Below are 17,188 nucleotides of genomic sequence, written 5' to 3' on the forward strand. Positions count from 1 at the left end.
GACAACGCGGCGAGGGTGCCGTAGCTGTCGTCGCACACCCGCCAGGAGCTGCGGGACAGCCTTTAGCCCTGTGGCCAGGGCAGCTTCGTCAGTTCCGGCCACAGCGCCGTCCACCGCTCGGCCTTGGCCTCGTACACCTGGCGGGGCGCGACCGTCATCGGGTTCGGGCGCAGTACCAGGTTGAACAGGTCGGCGAAGCCGTGGGTGCTGTGGACGCGGAGCAGTCCGTCCCTGTCCAGGTTCACGGCGACGCAGCAGCAGGTGGCGGCGAAGGAGCCGATCGCCTCGTCGAGGCTCGTGTACGGGGCGATCTCCTTGCCGAACTTCGGCCCGTACCAGAGATGTACGCGTGCCTGGTTGCGCGGCTCCAGCTCGATGCCCAGGTCCTCGCAGGCTTTCAGGCAGCGCCCGATCACCAGGTCTTCCGCCTCGTACGACAGATCGGTGTCGTCGTAGAAGAACAGGTCGTGGTCCCTGATGCCGTGGTTGAGGTCGGCGCGGCCGGAAACGGCGTTCCAGACCGTCTGGAACAGGGATCCCGCTGTCAGGTACCAGGGCGGGAGGTCGAGCGTCGCGAGACGCTCCAGCACGGCGGCGACGGACGGGTTCCGCAGGACCGTACGGGCAAAGGCGAGGGCCTGTTCCTCCGGTGCGGCGCCGGCGAGTCCTCGCAGGTCCGTCGCGTCGGCGGCCGTGCGCGCGAGGCTCTCACGGGTGATCTCGAAGTCCACGGCGGGGGCGGGCATGCTCCGGACCATGCCACACGGAGGTGGCGTCACGCATCGGTCTTCGGGCTGCCCGCCCCTGGGTCCGGGGGCGACTCAGGGCGTCCGGTGCCGTTCCGGCGCTTCGCCCGGTGTCGTGGGCTGCCGCAGTACGGCGACCTCCCGGGGCCGCAGGACGAGTACGTCCCCGGTCGGCGGTCCCACCAGCACCTCGCCGGTCACCCCGGGCAGCGGGACGGGTGCGTCGCCGTGGTTGACCAGGAAGAGGTAGCGGGCGGCGCTGTCGCGTCGTACGACCTGCTCGACCGTTCCCCGCGCCTGCTCGGGCAGTTCACCGGACACCCCGGCCGGGGCGAGCAGCCGGGGAAGCAGTGCGGCGAGGCCGTCGATGCCCAGGCGGGTGGAGACGTACGTCGCCGAACCCCTGTCCGCGGTGCGGCGGGTGACGGCCGGGCGGCCGGTGTACGTTCCGGTGCGGTAGCGGGCGAGGGTGTCCACGTCGGAGCCGGTGATGTCGATCCGGTCGGTCCACAGAGTGCCGGTCGTGGTGCGGCCCGCGCCGGGAGCGGGGTCGCCGTCCGCGCCGGGAGCGGGGTCGGCGTCCCGGCCGGGGGCGCCGTCCGGTTCATGGCCGCCGTCGAGGTCCACGTCGACCGTGTCCCCTTCGAGCAGCGGGCCGAACTCCTCGATGCGGATGCCGAGCAGGTCGCGCAGGGCCCCGGGGTGGCCGCCGAGCCAGATGTGGTCGTTCTCGTCGACGACGCCGGAGAAGTAGGTGGTGACGAGGTGGCCGCCGCCTTCGACGTAGCGGGTGAGCTCCTTGGCGAGTGCCTGCGGCACGACGTGCAGGACCGGTGCGATCACGACGTCGTACGGGGTGAGACCGGTGCGGTGCGCGGGTACGACGTCGGCGCGGACGCCGAGGCTCAGCAGCGCGGAGTACCAGTCGAGGGCCTCGCGGTGGTAGTCGAGGAGGGAGGTGGGGTGCGAGTCCTGCTCGCTGGCCCACCAGGAGTCCCAGTCGAAGAGGATGGCCACCCGGGCGGGTTCGCGCTCGCTGCCGGAGAGAGGCGCGAGCGCTTCCAGGGTGCGCCCCAACTCCACGACATCACGGAAGAGTTGGCTGTCGGATCCGGCGTGCGGAACCATCGCCGAGTGGTATTTCTCGGCGCCGGCCGCCGACTGGCGCCACTGGAAGAAGCAGACCGCGTCGGCGCCGTGGGCGACGTGCAGCAGTGCGTCGCGTGCCAGCTCGCCGGGCTTCTTCGGCAGATTGATGGGCTGCCAGTTGACGGCGCTGGTGGAGTGCTCCATGAGGAACCACGGCCGGTGGGCCGCGATACCGCTGGTCAGGTTGGCGCAGAAGGAGAGTTCGTCGCGGCTGCGGGGTCCGGTGGTGGCGTAGTGGTCGTTGGAGACAAAGTCGACCGCGTCGGCCCAGTCGGCGTAGTCCATGCCCTTGGTCCCGCTCATCACCATGAAGTTGCTGGTGACAGGGGTGTCGGGGGTGATCTCGCGCAGGATCTCGCGCTCGGCGAGCAGGTACTCCTTCAGGGCGTCCGAGGAGAACCGCTTGAAGTCGAGCTGCTGGGTCGGGTTGGGGTGCGAGGCCGCCAGGCGTGGCGGCAGGATCTGGTCCCAGTCGCTGTAGCGCTGGGACCAGAAGTGGGTGCCCCAGGCGTGGTTGAGGGTGTCGAGCGTGGCGTAGCGGCGGCGGAGCCAGTCGCGGAAGGCGCGGGCCGCGTCGTCGGAGTAGTCGTAGACGTTGTGGCAGCCCAGTTCGTTGCTGACGTGCCAGGCGACGAGGGCCGGGTGGTCCGCGTAGCGGGTCGCCATCTCCCGTACGAGGCGCAGTGCGTGGCTGCGGAAGACCGGCGAGGTGGGGCGCCAGTGCTGGCGCGCGCCGGGCCACACGGTCTCGCCGGTGGCGGTGACCGGGAGGATTTCGGGGTGCGCGGTAGTCAGCCACGGCGGCGGGGAAGCGGTGGCGGTGGCGAGGTCGACCCCGATGCCGCCGGCGTGCAGCAGGTCCATGACCTCGTCGAGCCAGCCGAAGTCCCAGCTTTCCTCGGTGGGTTGGAGTCTGGCCCAGGAGAAGATCGCCAGCGAGACGATGTTCACCCCGGCCTCGCGCATCAGCCGAACGTCCTCCTCCCACACCTCCCGCGGCCACTGCTCGGGGTTGTAGTCGGCGCCGTAGCCGAGCCGACTGCCGCCGTCGGGGCCTTTCGCGTACGGGAGACGGGAGATGCGGGGGGAGGTCATGCGCGTCCTTCCACAGGCCGGGGTTGAGAGGAGGTGACGTGGTCGGCCTCGGGTGCTACTTCTCGACGGTGAAGCCCTGTTCGCTGCCGTACTCCAGCGACTTGTCCTGCCACGACTTCAGCCCGTCCGACAGCTTGGTCGAGGAGATGTACGCCTTGCCGACGGTGTCGTTGAAGATCGAGTTGGCGTACACCTGGTACGGCAGGTAGTTCCAGCCGCTGGGCACGCTCTTCGCGGAGGCGGCGAAGATCTCGTTGGCCTTCTGACCGCCGAAGTACGGGAACGCGGTGTCCTGGAACTCCTTCGAGTCCAGGTCTGCGGTGGTCGCCGGGAACGCGCCGTTGGCGATGCGGGTCTGGACTCCCGCGCCGGAGTTGGCGTACTCCACGAAGGCGTAGGCGAGTTCCTTGTTCTCGCCCTGCGCGGGCAGGGCCAGCGAGCTGCCGCCGTTCTCGGCGCTGGCGTTCGCGCCCTTCTCCCACTGCGGCAGCGGGGCGACGCGCCAGTCACCGGCGGCGTCCTTGACGCCGGAGGCGAAGTTGGCGGGCATCCAGGCGCCGATCGGGAGGGTCGCGATGGTCCCGTCGCCCAGGCCCTTGTACCAGTCGTCGCTCCAGCCGGCGACGGGCGAGACGAGCTTCTCGTCGATCAGCTTCTGCCAGGTGCTGGTGTACTTGACGGCGCCCGCGTCGGTGAAGTCGATGCCGACCTTCGTGCCGTCGACCTTGTACGGGTGCGAACCGGCCTGCCAGAGAAGGCTGGTGGTCAGACCGGCGTCGCCGAGGTCGCTGGTGATGTACGCCTTCGGGTTCGCCTTGTGCAGGGTGCGGGCGGCCTCGACGTACTCGTCCCAGGTCGTCGGCACCGCGATCTTGTACTGGTCGAAGACCTTCTTGTTGTAGAAGAGCGCCATCGGCCCGGAGTCCATCGGCAGGCCCCAGACACCGCCGCCGGACGACACCGAGTTCCAGGGGCCGGGCGAGTACGAGCCGGCCAGCTTGTCGGCGCCGTACGCCTTGAGGTCGGCGACCTCCTTCGTCAGGGCGTACTGGCCGAGCGCGTAGTACTCCAGCTGGGCGACGTCGGGGACGCCCTTCTTCGCCGAGATGGCGTTCGACAGCGCCTTGTACTCGTCGTTGTTGGTGCCCGCGTTGACCAGCTTGATGTCGACCTTCGGGTACTTCTTCTCGAAGTCCTCGGCGACCTGCTTCAGGGTGGGCTCCCAGGCCCACACCGTGACGGTGCCGCCCTTCTGCAGCGCGGCCTGGATGTCGGACGAACCCACCTGCTTCTGGCCGGAGTCGTCGTCGGAGCCACCGCAGGCGGTCGCCCCCAGGGCCAGGGCGCAGACGAGACCGAGGCCGCGCAACAGGCGGCGGGAGTGCTGGGACATGGCGGTATTTCCACTTCCTCGTGGTTCGACATGACGTGCGGACGGTGAGAGGGGGGGCGGCACACGCGCGACGTGCGCGCGTGGGGTGCCCGGGGCTATTCCTTGACGCTTCCGGCGGCGAGTCCGGACTGCCAGTACTTCTGGAGCAGCAGGAAGGCGGCGATCAGCGGCACGATGGTGAGCAGCGAGCCGGTGACGACCAGGTTGAAGACGGCCTCGCCGCCGGCCGTGGCGGCCTGTTTGTTCCAGGCGTCCAGGCCGAGGGTCAGCGGGTACCAGTCGGGGTCCTTGAGCATGATCAGCGGCAGGAAGTAGTTGTTCCAGGTCGCGACCGTGGTGAACAGGAGCACGGTGACGGTGCCCGGGGCGAGGAGCGGCAGCGCGACCTGGAAGAAGGTGCGCAGCTCGCTCGCTCCGTCGATGCGCGCCGCCTCCATCAGTTCGGCGGGGACCGCCTCGGTGGCGAACACCCACATCAGGTAGAGGCCGAACGGCGAGATCAGCGAGGGGATGATCACCGCCCACGGGGTGTCCGTCAGGCCGATCTTGCTGAACAGCAGGAAGGTCGGGACGGCGAGCGCCGTGGTCGGCACGGCGACCGCGCCGATGACGACCGCGAACACGGCGCGCTTGCCCGGGAACCGGAACTTGGCGAGCGCGTAGCCGCCGAGTACCGCCAGGAAGGTGGCGCCGCCCGCGCCGACGACGACGTACAGGAGGGTGTTGAGGAGCCAGCGGCCGAAGGCCCCGTCCTGGTAGGTGAAGGTCTGGCTGAGGTTGTCCCACAGGGCGAAGTCCCCGTCGAACCAGAGGCCGAACGAACGGGCCAGTCCGGTCTGCGACTTGGTGGCGCTGATGACCAGCCAGACCAGCGGCAGCAGGCTGTAGACGAGGACCACGCCGGTGACCACGGTCAGCAGGACGCTGCGCCGGGGGCGGCCCGGGGTGTGGGCGCTGCGCTGTGCGCGCAAGCGGGGCGTGGCAACGCGCTTGGGAATCGCGGTGGTTCGGGAGGCCTCGGTCGCACTGTTCGTCGTCATCGCGTTCACGCTTCCTTGCGCATGCCGCGCAGTTGGACGACGTAGGCGACGACCATGGTGATCACGCCCATGACGATGGCGACCGTCGCCGAGTAGTTGTGCTGCTGGCCGGAGAAGGACAGCGAGTACGTGTAGTAGTTCGGGGTGTAGTCGGTGGTGATGGTGTTCGGCGCCAGCTTCTGCAGGATGGCGGGCTCGTTGAAGAGCTGGAAGCTGCCGATGACCGAGAAGATCGTCGCGATGACCAGGGCGCCCCGGATCGCGGGGAGTTTGATCGCGGCGACGACCCGCCACGGGCCGGCGCCGTCGATCTCGGCCGCCTCGTAGAGCGAGTGCGGGACCACACGCAGCGCCGAGTAGAAGATAAGCATGTTGTAGCCGACGAACTCCCAGGTGACGATGTTGCCGATCGAGGCGAGGACCAGTCCGGAGGAGAGCGGGTCGGGCAGGTGCAGGCCGAACGCGTCGTTGATGTCGCCGACCAGGCCGAACCTGGGGCCGTACAGGAAGCCCCACATGAGGGTGGCGACGACGGCGGGTACGGCGTACGGGAGGAAGACGGATATCCGGAAGAACTCCTTGCCGTACAGGCGGCCGCTGTCGACGGCGAGTGCGACGAAGAGCGCGATGCCGAGCATGATCGGCACCTGGACCACCAGGAACAGCCCGACGCGGGCGACCCCGTCCCAGAACTGCGGGTCCTGCAAGGCCTGTTGGTAGTTGTCGAGGCCGACGAACGTGGTGCCGCCGATCAACTGGGTACGGAACAGGCTCAGATACACCGAGTACCCGAGCGGCACCAGGAAAACCAGGGCGAAGACGAGCACGAAGGGGCCGATGAACCCCCATCCCGCCCATGAGCGGCGGGACCGCGTCACCGGCGGTCCTGCCGGTCGGACCCCTGTGGCCGCCGGCGGTTGCAGCGTCGTCATCTCGCGTCCCTCGCTCATGCTTCACCGGACCGGAAAGGACGTTCACGCACACGTTCCGGGCAGATGAACGGGCTCGCCCCAACAGCCCGACTGGCATTATGTTTACGTAAACATCCGGTGGCGGCATGTCTACACTGCCCCCAGATGGGCGGTCAAGAGCCGTACACGAAAGCGACATCCGATGAGGGAGACGGTGGACGAAGCAGGCGAACGCCCCCCTGGCACAGGCATGTTCCCGACCGGACCGGCTCCCGGGAACGGGGATCCGAAGCGCCGCAGAACCGTCTCGATGGCGGATGTGGCCCGGGTCGCGGGGGTGTCCTCCCAGACGGTCTCGCGCGTCTCCAACGGCTTCCCCGGTGTGAACGAGGAGACCCGACGGCAGGTCCTGGCAGCGATGAAGGACCTCGGTTACCGCCCCAACAGCGCGGCACGCGCGCTCAAACGCGGCGAGTTCCGCACCATCGGGGTCATCACCTTCACGCTCTCCACCACCGGCAACGTGCGGACCCTGGAGGCCATCGCGACCTCGGCCGCCCAGGAGGGGTACGCGGTCACGCTGCTGCCGGTCGCCGTCCCCACCCAGGACGAGGTGCGGGGCGCCTTCTCACGCCTCGGCGAACTCGCCATCGACGCGGCCATCGTCATCATGGAGGTCCACCTCCTCGACGAGGCGCGGCTCTCGCTGCCGCCGCACGTGAAGGTCGTCGTCGCGGACTCCGACGCCGGGGACCGCTACAGCGTCGTGGACACCGACCAGGCGGGCGGCACCCGCGACGCCGTCCACCACCTGCTGGGCCTGGGTCATCGCACCGTCTGGCACCTCGCGGGCCCCGAGGGCTCCTACGCCGCGCAGCGCCGGGCGGACGCCTGGCGCTCGGCGCTGGAGGAGGAGGGAAGGGTTCCGCCGCCCCTCGTACGGGGCGACTGGTCGGCGGAGTCGGGGTACCGGGCGGGGCTCCACATCGCCGGACAGACCGAGTGCACCGCCGTGTTCGCGGCCAACGACCAGATGGCGCTCGGCCTGCTGCGCGCCCTTCACGAGCGCGGGCGCAGGGTGCCCGAGGACGTCTCCGTCGTCGGTTTCGACGACATCTCCGAGGCCGGTTCCTTCCTGCCTCCGCTGACCACCGTCCACCAGGACTTCGCCGAGGTGGGCCGCCGCTGCGTCGAGGGCGTCCTGCACCAGATGCGGCAGAGCGGCCCCGGGCACGGTACGACGCTCGTACCGACGCGGCTCGTCCTGCGGGAGAGCACCGCTCCCCCGCCGGCGCAGAGGCCGCCCGGCATCGCCCCGGCCGTCCCCGGACACGCCTCGGCCGGTCGCGCGGCACCCCCTCGGGGGTGACCGCGGACCGGCCGGGGCGGACGCGGGAGCACCCCGCGGATCAGACAGGCACGAGGCTCAGGCGAAGACCGACAGCAGCAGCGCCATCAGCAGGCCGCAGACGCTCACGATGGTCTGGATGGCGGTGTGCGACTTCGTGGCCTGGCCCAAGGTCATCCCGAAGGACTCCTTCACCAGCCAGAAGCCCGCGTGGTTGACGTAGTTGAGGCCGATCGAGCCGGCGCCGATGGCCACCACGAGGAGCGAGGTGTGCAGGCTGCCGCCGTCCTGGGCGAGGGGCGCGAGGATGCCCGTCGCGGCGACGATGCCGACGGTGGCGGAGCCGGTGGAGAAGGAGAGCAGCAGGGCCATCAGCCAGCCCAGCACGATCACGTTGATGTGCATGCCGGACGCGGCGGACTCGACGGCCTGGCCGATTCCGGAGTCCTTCAGCACCTGGTTGAACGCCCCGCCGCCCGCGATGATCAGCAGGATGCCGGCGACGGCCTTCAGGCTGTCGGTGAGCGCGCTGCGGATGGCGTCCGAGGAGAGGCCGCTGCGGTAGCCGAGGGCGAACAGCGCGAAGAGGAAGCCGGCGAGCATGGCGATCACCGGCTCGCCCATGAAGGCCAGGACGTGGCGTACCTGGCTGGTCTCGTCGTACACGAGTTCCGCGAGGGTACGCAGCAGCATCAGGGCCACCGGTACGAGCACGGCCGCGAGGGCCCAGCCGGTGCGGACCTTGTTCTTCGGGGATTCGGCTCCCTGCGGGGCGTCCGCCACGGCCTTCGCCCGGGCGGCGGCCTGGGACGCGCCCTTGCCCTTCCCCTTGGCGTTGCCCTTGCCCTTGGCGCTGCCGTCGCCCTTCGCGGACGGCTCGGTGACGTCGTCCGCGGCGCCACCGGCGCCGGTGAACTTGGCGATCAGCTCGGCGTCGGGCCGTGCGTCGACGCGCGGGGCGATCCAGCGCCCGTATACGGGGCCGGCGATGATGATCGTCGGGATCGCGCAGATCAGGCCGACCGCGATGCTCAGGCCGAGGTTCGCGTGCAGCCCCTCCACCGCGACCAGCGGACCCGGGTGCGGGGCCACCATGCCGTGCAGGGTGGAGAGGGCGCCGATCACGGGCGCCGCCAGGAACACGTACGGGGATCCCTTGACCTTGTGCGTACGTTCCAGGCGCTGGGCCACGCTGAAGATCAGCGGGAGCAGCACGATGAGGCCGATCTCGAAGAACATCGGGATGCCGATGACGAAGGCCGCTCCCGTCACGTACCAGGGCAGCGAGCGGGCGCTCGCGCGGTCGACGATCATCCGCGCGATGCGGTCCGTGGCGCCGGAGGCCGACAGCAGCCGTCCCAGCATGGCGCCGAACGCGAGGGTGACGCCGACGTCACCGAGGATGCCGCCCGCGCCGTCCTCCAGGGACTCGGCGATCTTGTCGACGGGCTGCCCGGCCGCCAGGGCGACGCCGACCGAGACGGTCATCAGGGCGACGAAGGGGTGGAACCGGAGCCGCGAGTTGATCAGCGTGATCAGCAGGGCTATCGCCCCGGCCAGGATGATCAGCAGTGTCCACGTGTGGCCCGTCACAGTCGGCCTCCCGACCGGCGGTCGGCGCCCTTGCGGAGGCGTGCTGCGGCGAGTGTCGTCGTCATTGAAGAACTCCTGGTCTGCGGCTGGTTGTGTCCCGGCGGGAACGTATCGGCCGGACCCCACGCGTCTCCAGGTTGTGCGCGTAACCCGTGAAACCCCTGATCCGCGCGTTCTGCGCATTCTGTGCACGGCCCTCGCGGGGGTTACCGTCGGCGGATGAGAATCGTGGAACCGCCGGGCCGGAGGCCGTCCTCCCGGGAGCAGTCGCCCCGGCGGCGGTCCGGCCGCCGGCGGTTCACGCGGTGGTCCGGCGGGATGCGGCTGCGGACCCAGGTGCTGCTGCTGCAGTGCGCGGTGGTCGCGGTCACCCTCGCCACGGCGTTCGCCGCCTTCGCGTACTCCAACGAGCACCGGATCGACCGGGAGTACCAGTTGCGGGCGCTCGCGGTGGCCCGGACGGTCGCCTCCGAGCCGTCCGTCCGGCGCGCGGCCGCCGAGTTCTCCGCGGCCAACTCCCGCCCGGGAGGCGGCGCGGCGCACACCCCGCGCGAGGTGCTCGCCCGGGGGACCGTGCAGACGGTGGCCGAGGCGGCGCGGCTCAGGACCGGCTCGCTGTTCGTCGTCGTCACCGACGACCAGGGCATCAGGCTGGCCCACCCCGAACTCTCCCAGCTGGGCAGGAAGGTGAGCACCGACCCCTCCGACGCGCTCGCCGGACACGAGGAGCTGGCGCGCCACCGCGCCCATCTCGGCGACGAGGTGGTGGCGAAGGTTCCGGTGTACGCCCCCGGGTCGGACACCGAGGTCGTCGGCGAGGCGAACGCGGGGCTCGCCGCGTCGGACGTACGGGCTCAGTTCGTCCGGGTCCTGCTCGGCGGCCTCGGCTGGCTCGTGGGCGCCCTGGTGCTCGGCGTCGCCGCGTCCGCGCTGCTGGCGGGGCGGTGGAAGCGCCTGACCCTCGGGCTGGAACCCGAGGAACTGGCCGGGCTGGTCCAGGAGCAGGAAGCGGTGCTGCACGGCATCGGGGAGGGCGTCCTCGCCGTGGACACCGGGGGAAGGGTGACGGTCGTCAACGACGAGGCGCGCCGGCTCCTCGCGCCCGGTGCCGCCCCCGGCCTGCACCTCGACGAACTGGGGCTGACACCCCGGGTGGTCGAAGCGCTGCGCGCCCCCGCGCAGGGCCCGGTGATGGCGGCCGTCGGGGAACGGGTGCTGGTGCTGTCGTCGCGCACGGTGCGCCGGGACGGCCGTGACCTCGGCACCCTGCTGACCGTCAAGGACCGCACCGACGTGGAGTCCCTGACCCGCCAGCTCGACGCGGTGCAGGCCATGAGCTCGGCGCTGCGCGCGCAGCGCCACGAGTTCGCCAACCGGCTGCACGTCGTCTCGGCCCTGGCGCGGAGCGGGCACCTCGCCGAGACCACCGACTACATCGACACGATCCTCGGTACGGGCCCGCTCGGCGAGGCCCTGCCGGGACTGGACGCGGTCCGGGACTCGTATCTGTGCGCCTTCCTGTCGGCGAAGGCCGCCCAGGCCCGGGAGCGCGGGGTGACCCTGGTCGTCGGGGACGCCACCTGGGTCGAGGGCACCCTCGCCGCACCGGTCGACGTCACGACCGTCTTCGGCAACCTGGTCGACAACGCGATCGAGGCGGCCCAGCAGGGGCAGCGTCCCGGGGCGCGGGTGGAGGTGGAACTCATGACGGAGGGCACCACGCTGGCCATCACCGTCGCGGACACCGGCGACGGTGTCACGGTCGTCCCGGCCGAGGACGTGTTCCGCGAGGGCCTGTCCACGAAGAACCACGACCAGGTCGTCGGCGGGCGCGGCATCGGCCTGGCGCTCGCCCGTCAGATCGCCCGTACGAAGGGGGGCGACGTGTACCTCGCGGAGCCCGGCGGACCGCCCCTGCCCTCCCCGTCGGCCGAGGGCGCCGAAGGGACCGGCGCCGACCCGGTTTCCGGCGGCGCCGTCTTCGTGGCCCGGCTCCACGACGTCATGGAAGTAAACGGATGATCATGGAAGTGAGCCGATGACCGCCCAGACGCCCCCACCGCCCGCCCGGCCACCGCTCTCCGTCCTCGTCGTCGACGACGACTTCCGGGTCGCCGGCATCCACGCCTCGCTGGTGGCAGGGGTACGGGGCTTCACGGTGGCCGGGACCGCGCACACGGCGACGGAGGCCCTGGCGGCCGTCGCCGCCGCCACGGCCGCCGGAACACCCGTCGACCTGGCCCTCGTCGACGTCTATCTGCCCGACGGTTCCGGTGTCGACCTGCTGCGCGGCCTGGACTGCGACGCCTTCGTCCTCAGCGCGGCGACCGAGGGCCCGGTGGTCCGCCGCGCCCTGTCGGCGGGCGCGCTGGCCTATCTGATCAAGCCGTTCCCGCCGGAACTGCTGACGGAGAAGCTGCGGGGGTACGCCCGGTTCCGGCAGCTCACGGACGCCGGTTCCGTGGACCAGAGCACCGTGGAGAGCGTGTACGGCACGCTGCGGGAGCCCTCCGTCCGCCGCCCCGAGCGCCGTCCCACCGCGGGGACGCTGACGGGCGACGCGGTGCTGAAGACCGTACGGAACTCACCGGCGCCGCTGTCGGCGGCGGAGGTGGGCGAGCTGATCGGCGTCTCGCGCGCCACCGCGCAGCGCTACCTCGCCGCGCTCGTCACCTCGGGCCGTCTGAAGATGCATCTGCGCTACGGGACGACGGGGCGGCCGGAGCAGGAGTACCGGGTGCCGTAGCCGCCGCCACTTCCTGATCCCTGGAGCGTACGGAACACCCCCGGCGTCAGGGGGTGGCCGCGGAGACCACGTAGACGACCGGGGACGCCGGGTCGGTCATGTTGACGGTGATGTTCTGGGTGGGCCGGGGGTCCTTGTTCCGGTGGGTCGTCCCGGCCCAGGACGCACCGGACCAGAAGTTCCAGTCGGTGATCCGGATGTCCCGCTGGGAGATCGTGACCTTCCCGGTCTTCAGGGCCGTGCGGTCGGTCCCCATGCCGCTCAGGAAGCGGTCGAGACCGGCGGAGGTGGTCCGGAACTTCAGGTACATCCGGCTCGCCTTCCAGTTGTTGGTCTCGTAGTACTGCACGCCGGTCGCGTTCCCCGGCACGGGTACCTCGAAGATCCGCCGCTGCATCCGTGACGGCCAGCTCGCGCGGAGCCCCTGGGCGGCGGCCTCGGCCTCCTTGTCCTTGCCCGAGGCGCGGCTCTGGCCCGCCGAGACGAGCAGGTAGCCGGCCGGGATGCCGATCAGCAGCACGATGATCGTCGCGGTGATCAGCCGCCTGCGGAAGACCCGGCGCGGGTCGGGCGCGGCTTCGCCGTCCCCCGGTGCGCACTGGCGCGGCACCACGGGCTGCTCGGGGGCTTCGGCGATCACGGTTCCCTCGGGACTCGGGTGCTCGGCTGCGGTCATGGTCTTCGGATCCCTCGGAGCTTCGGTGCGCGGGCGGGTTTCGGTACGGGGCGGCCGGCGGCGACCGGACGGGGTGGCCCCGCCCGGCCGGCGCCCGGCGGTCAGTCGCCGGTCCGGGCGTTCCGCGTGCTGCGCAGGGTGCTCGCCGCCTGGTCGTAGATCTGCGCGTAGCGCTCGTACCGCTCGACCCGGCGGCGGTTGGCGCGGCGGAAGCGGCGGGCGACGAGGCGGGCGAGGTCGGCGGCGCCGACCATGCCGGCCTCGGGGCCCAGCTGGGCCCGGACGATCCGGGCCTCGGGGCGGTAGCCGCGGCCGGTGAGCTGGCGCTTGAAGGCGTCCCGGGCGGGGTTGATCAGCAGGTCGTCGGCGGCGCTGACGCCGCCGCCGATGACGAAGCAGGAGGGGTCGAGCGCGGCGGCGAGGTTGGCGATGCCGACGCCGAGCCACTGGCCGATGTCCTGGAAGAGCTCGATGCACATCGGGTCGCCCTCACGGGCGAGCTCGGTGATGAGCGGCCCGGTGATCTCCGGGATGTTGCCCTTGACGCGCTCCAGGATGTTGTACGCGACCGGGGAGTCGGCGGCGGCCAGCTCCTTGGCCTCGCGGACCAGCGCGTTGCCGGAGCTGTACTGCTCCCAGCAGCCGCGGTTGCCGCAGGGGCAGCGGTGGCCGCCGGGGACCACCTGCATGTGCCCGAACTCGCCGGCCACGCCGTATTTGCCCCGCTTGACCTGCCCGTCCTCCAGGATCGCGCCGCCGATGCCGGTGCCGAGGGTGATCATCACCAGGTGGTCCTCGCCCCGCCCGGCGCCGAACCGCCACTCCGCCCAGGCGGCGGTGTTGGCGTCGTTGTCGACCATGACGGGGACGACGAGACGGGAGGCGAGTGCGTCGCGCAGGGGCTCGTCGCGCCAGGCGAGGTGCGGGGCGAAGAGCACCCGGGAGCGGTCCGCGTCGACCCAGCCGGCCGCGCCGATGCCGACGGCGTGCACGTCGTGGCGGTCGGAGAGGTCCAGCACCAGCTCGACGATGGTGTCCTCGACGACCCGGGGGCTCTTGGACTTGTCGGGCGTCTCGGTGCGCAGCTGCTCCAGGATGTTGCCGTCCGCGTCGACGACGCCGGCCATGACCTTGGTGCCGCCGATGTCGATGCCGACGGTGGGGACGCGGGGCGCCGTGAGGTGGGAGCGCCGCTCCCTCGTACCGACGGTCTTGAGGACGGTGGCGCGGGCGGAGCCGCGGTGGGTGAAGTCGCGGTACGTGCTCATCGTCCCTGCGGTGTCTGGGGTGGCCGGCGGGTCAGTGCTGCCGGCGGCGGACGGCGCCCACCTCGATCGATTCTGCCACTGCCGTCCGCCCGGGGCCGCCTCGGCGGTTTCGGCCGTGGCCGGGCCGCCGCCCGGTCACTCGGTGTCGTCGTCCACCGGGTGGCCGCCGATCGAGGTCGGTGCGGGGGCGCGCTCCAGCTCGTGGCTGAGCTCGTCGAGCTCGCTGCCGCCCGCCATCTGCCGGGTCAGCTCGTCGAGGGTGACGTCGCCCTTGGTGTGGCTGCCGGCCATCGCGCCGCGCTTGAGCAGGACGAACCGGTCGCCGACGAGGTAGGCGTGGTGGGGGTTGTGCGTGATGAGGACCACTCCGAGTCCGGCGTCCCGGGCGGCGGCGACGTACTTCAGTACGACTCCGGACTGCTTGACGCCGAGCGCCGCCGTCGGCTCGTCCAGGACGAGGACCTTGGCGCCGAAGTGGACGGCGCGCGCGATGGCCACGCACTGCCGCTCGCCGCCGGAGAGGGTGCCGATCGGCTGGTCGACGTCGCGCAGGTCGATGCCCATGCGGTGCAGTTCGGCGCGGGTCGTCTCGCGCATCAGCCGGACGTCCAGGCGCTTGAACGGGCCGGAGCCGGTGGTCGGCTCCGAGCCGAGGAAGAAGTTGCGCCAGACCGGCATGAGCGGGACGACGGCGAGGTCCTGGTAGACGGTGGCGATGCCCCGGTCGAGGGCGTCGCGCGGGTTGACCAGGGTGGTCTCCTCGCCCTCGATCCGGAAGACGCCCTCGTCGTGCCGGTGCAGACCGGCGATGATCTTGATGAGGGTGGACTTGCCGGCGCCGTTGTCACCGAGCACGCAGGTGATCTCGCCGGCGTGGACCTCCAGCGAGACGTCGGTCAGCGCCTTGATGCTGCCGTAGTACTTGCTGACGTGGTCGAGCTGGACCAGCGCCTGGGGAGCCGTTGTCCGGGGGGCCGGGGCCGTCATGTCGTCGCCTCCGCGCGCTTGCGTACCCATGCGTTGAGCAGGGTGGCCAGGAGCAGCATCGCTCCGAGGAAGAACTTGAACCAGTCCGGGTTCCACTCGGCGTAGACGATGCCCTTGCTGGTCATGCCGAAGATGATGGCGCCGACGGCCGAGCCGATCGCGGAGCCGTAGCCGCCGGTGATCAGGCAGCCGCCGATGACGGCCGCGATGATGTAGATCAGCTCGTTGCCGACGCCCTCGCCGGACTGGACCACGTCGAAGCTGAAGAGCAGGTGCTGGCCGGAGACCCAGGCGGCGAAGGCCACTCCGAGGTAGAGGCCGATCTTGGTACGGATCACGGGGACGCCGACCGCGCGGGCCGCGCTCTCGTCGCCGCCGACCGCGAAGATCCAGTTGCCGAAGCGGGTGCGGATCAGGATCCAGGTGGCGACGGCGACCAGGACCAGCCACCAGAGGATCGTCACCTTCAGCTCGACGCCGCCGAGGGTGAGCTGCGAGGCGAAGACCGCGTGGGCGGAGTCGAAGCCCCACATGTCGCCGATGCCCTTGGTCGACACGGTGCCGCTGATGAGCTTGGTGAGGCCGAGGTTGAGGCCGGTCAGCATGAGGAAGGTGCCGAGCGTGATGATGAAGCTCGGCAGCTTCGTCCGGGTCAGCATGAACCCGTTGAACGCCCCGAACGCCAGGGTCACCAGGAGCGAGACGAAGACGCCGACCCAGACGTTGGCGGTCATCTGGTAGCTGAACATCGAGGAGACCAGCGCCGAGCTGGTCACCATGACACCGGCCGAGAGGTCGAACTCCCCGCCGATCATCAGCAGCGCGACCGGCGCGGCCATGATCCCGATGGTGGAGGCCGCGTAGAGCACGGTGCCGAAGCTGGACAGCTGGAGGAAGCTGTCGGCGACCACGGCGAAGAAGAGGAAGACGGCGAGGGCGCCGACGACCGAGCCCAGCTCGGGGCGGCCGAGGAGCCTGCGCAGCGGTGAGGTGCGCAGCAGCCGCTCGTCGGTGCTGCCGGAGGCCGGGGCGGGGGCCGTGGGCTGTCCGGTTCCCGTCATCGGGTGCCCCGGGCGGTGTACTCGGCGAGTTCGTCGGCGTCGGCGGCGGTGATGACCTGCGGGCCGGTGAGGACGGGCAGGCCGCCGCCGAGGACGTTGCGGTTGAAGCGGTAGAGCCAGAGCAGGTCGACGGCCTCGTAGCCCTGGAGGAAGGGCTGCTGGTCGACGGCGAAGCCGAGCGTCTTGGCCTTGAGTCCGGCGGCGACCTTGGCGTTCAGGTCGAAGGTGTCGATCTCGGCGTCGCTGCCGGCGGAGTTCTTGGCCTGTACGGCCGCGTCGGCGAAGGGGGCGCCGAGGGTGACGACGGCGTCGATGCTCTTGTCGGTCTGGAGCTTCGCCTCGATGGACGCCTGGACGTCGGGCATGTTGGTGCCGTCGACGTAGAGGTTGGTGGTCTTGCCCTCGAAGTTCTTCTTCACACCGGCGCAGCGCTGCTCGTGGCCGACGTTGCCCTGCTCGTGCAGGACGCAGAGGACGTTCTTGCGGTCGCGCGTGTTCAGCTCGTCGCCGACCGCCTCGCCGGCGATCGACTCGTCCTGGCCGATGTGGGTGATCGCGCCGTAGGCCTTGGACTCGGCGGAGCCGGAGTTCACGGTGATCACCGGGATGCCGGCCTTGGTGGCCTTGGCGACGACGTCCTTCATGGCCTCGGGCTTGGCGAGCGAGACGATGATCCCGTCGACCTTCTTGTCGATCGCGGCCTGGACGAGCTGTGCCTGCTGCTGCGCCTCGTCGTTGTGCGAGTACAGGAAGTTGATGTTGTCCTTGCCCGCCGCCTCCTTGGCGCCCTTCTGGACGATGTCCCAGAAGGTGTCGCCATCACCCGAGTGGGTGATCATGGCGAACGTCCAGCGGGGCGTGTTCACGGCCGAATGGCCCTCGGAGGCGGCCTGGGATGCTGCCGCGCGTTCCTCCGCCCGCCTGCCGCCGGTGCTGCTGCATCCCGCGAGGGAGGCCCCGAGCACCACTGCCAGCACGGCGCCCATCGCGCGTACCCCTGTCCGAACCCTTGCCACGAAGCCGTGCCCTTCTTGTGCCGCTCACTATGCCGTCTGGTGCGCCGCGGACGTGTGGAGTCCCGGCCCGGCTGCCCAAGTATCCCCGAGGTTCGACGGGCGGCACCCGGCAGGGCCCGGGCAAATGAATGTGTCGCGTGGGCGCACCGGTGAATTCCC

At 70.8% G+C, this 17,188-nt stretch carries 14 protein-coding genes; 3 read left to right on the forward strand and 11 right to left on the reverse strand.

Going from position 1 to position 17,188, the window contains the following annotated elements:
* Positions 1 to 62 precede the first annotated feature (62 nt).
* The 5 genes from ACWCWD_RS25400 to ACWCWD_RS25420 form a co-directional block, all read right to left on the reverse strand.
* Positions 63 to 746 (reverse strand): nucleotidyltransferase family protein, encoded by a 684-nt coding sequence (locus ACWCWD_RS25400; RefSeq protein WP_450775943.1) that lies wholly within the window; start codon positions 744 to 746, stop codon positions 63 to 65.
* A gap of 75 nt (positions 747 to 821) precedes the next feature.
* A complete protein-coding gene (locus tag ACWCWD_RS25405; RefSeq protein ID WP_450775945.1) occupies positions 822 to 2,990 on the reverse strand; it encodes a beta-galactosidase in 2,169 nt (722 codons plus the stop codon).
* 55 nt (positions 2,991 to 3,045) lie between these two features.
* Positions 3,046 to 4,383, reverse strand: coding sequence for an ABC transporter substrate-binding protein (locus ACWCWD_RS25410; RefSeq protein ID WP_450775947.1), 1,338 nt, complete (start codon positions 4,381 to 4,383; stop codon positions 3,046 to 3,048).
* 95 nt (positions 4,384 to 4,478) lie between these two features.
* The gene (locus ACWCWD_RS25415; RefSeq protein ID WP_450775949.1) at positions 4,479 to 5,423 is read right to left on the reverse strand and encodes a carbohydrate ABC transporter permease; all 945 of its coding nucleotides are present in this window, start codon (positions 5,421 to 5,423) and stop codon (positions 4,479 to 4,481) included.
* A gap of 5 nt (positions 5,424 to 5,428) precedes the next feature.
* Positions 5,429 to 6,355, reverse strand: a complete 927-nt coding sequence (locus ACWCWD_RS25420) for a carbohydrate ABC transporter permease (RefSeq protein ID WP_450775951.1) — start codon at positions 6,353 to 6,355, stop codon at positions 5,429 to 5,431.
* A 289-nt stretch (positions 6,356 to 6,644) separates the two neighbouring features.
* On the opposite strand from ACWCWD_RS25420, the gene ACWCWD_RS25425 reads away from it, so the two are divergent.
* Positions 6,645 to 7,703 carry a LacI family DNA-binding transcriptional regulator gene (locus tag ACWCWD_RS25425; RefSeq protein ID WP_450775953.1) on the forward strand — a complete coding sequence of 353 codons (1,059 nt, stop codon included), beginning with the start codon at positions 6,645 to 6,647 and terminating at the stop codon, positions 7,701 to 7,703.
* 57 nt (positions 7,704 to 7,760) lie between these two features.
* Here ACWCWD_RS25425 and ACWCWD_RS25430 read toward each other — a convergent pair whose 3' ends face one another.
* Positions 7,761 to 9,275 carry a GntP family permease gene (locus ACWCWD_RS25430; protein WP_450775955.1) on the reverse strand — a complete coding sequence of 505 codons (1,515 nt, stop codon included), beginning with the start codon at positions 9,273 to 9,275 and terminating at the stop codon, positions 7,761 to 7,763.
* A gap of 219 nt (positions 9,276 to 9,494) precedes the next feature.
* On the opposite strand from ACWCWD_RS25430, the gene ACWCWD_RS25435 reads away from it, so the two are divergent.
* Positions 9,495 to 11,297 (forward strand): ATP-binding protein, encoded by a 1,803-nt coding sequence (locus ACWCWD_RS25435; protein WP_450775957.1) that lies wholly within the window; start codon positions 9,495 to 9,497, stop codon positions 11,295 to 11,297.
* A 16-nt stretch (positions 11,298 to 11,313) separates the two neighbouring features.
* Complete coding sequence (locus ACWCWD_RS25440) at positions 11,314 to 12,021, forward strand: response regulator (protein ID WP_450775959.1); 708 nt, start codon at positions 11,314 to 11,316, stop codon at positions 12,019 to 12,021.
* A gap of 46 nt (positions 12,022 to 12,067) precedes the next feature.
* On the opposite strand, the gene ACWCWD_RS25445 is transcribed toward ACWCWD_RS25440, so the two are convergent.
* The 5 genes from ACWCWD_RS25445 to ACWCWD_RS25465 all read right to left on the reverse strand — a co-directional run bounded on the left by ACWCWD_RS25445 (position 12,068) and on the right by ACWCWD_RS25465 (position 17,029).
* Positions 12,068 to 12,697, reverse strand: a complete 630-nt coding sequence (locus ACWCWD_RS25445; protein ID WP_450775961.1) for a hypothetical protein — start codon at positions 12,695 to 12,697, stop codon at positions 12,068 to 12,070.
* A 101-nt stretch (positions 12,698 to 12,798) separates the two neighbouring features.
* On the reverse strand, positions 12,799 to 13,965 hold the full coding sequence (locus ACWCWD_RS25450; RefSeq protein WP_450775963.1) for an ROK family glucokinase: 1,167 nt from the start codon (positions 13,963 to 13,965) through the stop codon (positions 12,799 to 12,801).
* Positions 13,966 to 14,100: 135 nt separating this feature from the next.
* Positions 14,101 to 14,952, reverse strand: a complete 852-nt coding sequence (locus ACWCWD_RS25455) for an ATP-binding cassette domain-containing protein (RefSeq protein ID WP_450775965.1) — start codon at positions 14,950 to 14,952, stop codon at positions 14,101 to 14,103.
* Positions 14,949 to 16,013, reverse strand: coding sequence for an ABC transporter permease (locus ACWCWD_RS25460; protein ID WP_327178855.1), 1,065 nt, complete (start codon positions 16,011 to 16,013; stop codon positions 14,949 to 14,951). The genes ACWCWD_RS25455 and ACWCWD_RS25460 overlap by 4 nt, the downstream gene beginning before the upstream one ends.
* Complete coding sequence (locus tag ACWCWD_RS25465; protein ID WP_450775968.1) at positions 16,010 to 17,029, reverse strand: sugar ABC transporter substrate-binding protein; 1,020 nt, start codon at positions 17,027 to 17,029, stop codon at positions 16,010 to 16,012. The genes ACWCWD_RS25460 and ACWCWD_RS25465 overlap by 4 nt, the downstream gene beginning before the upstream one ends.
* Positions 17,030 to 17,188: the final 159 nt, after the last annotated feature.

It is taken from the genome of Streptomyces sp. NPDC001493, assembly GCF_053597235.1.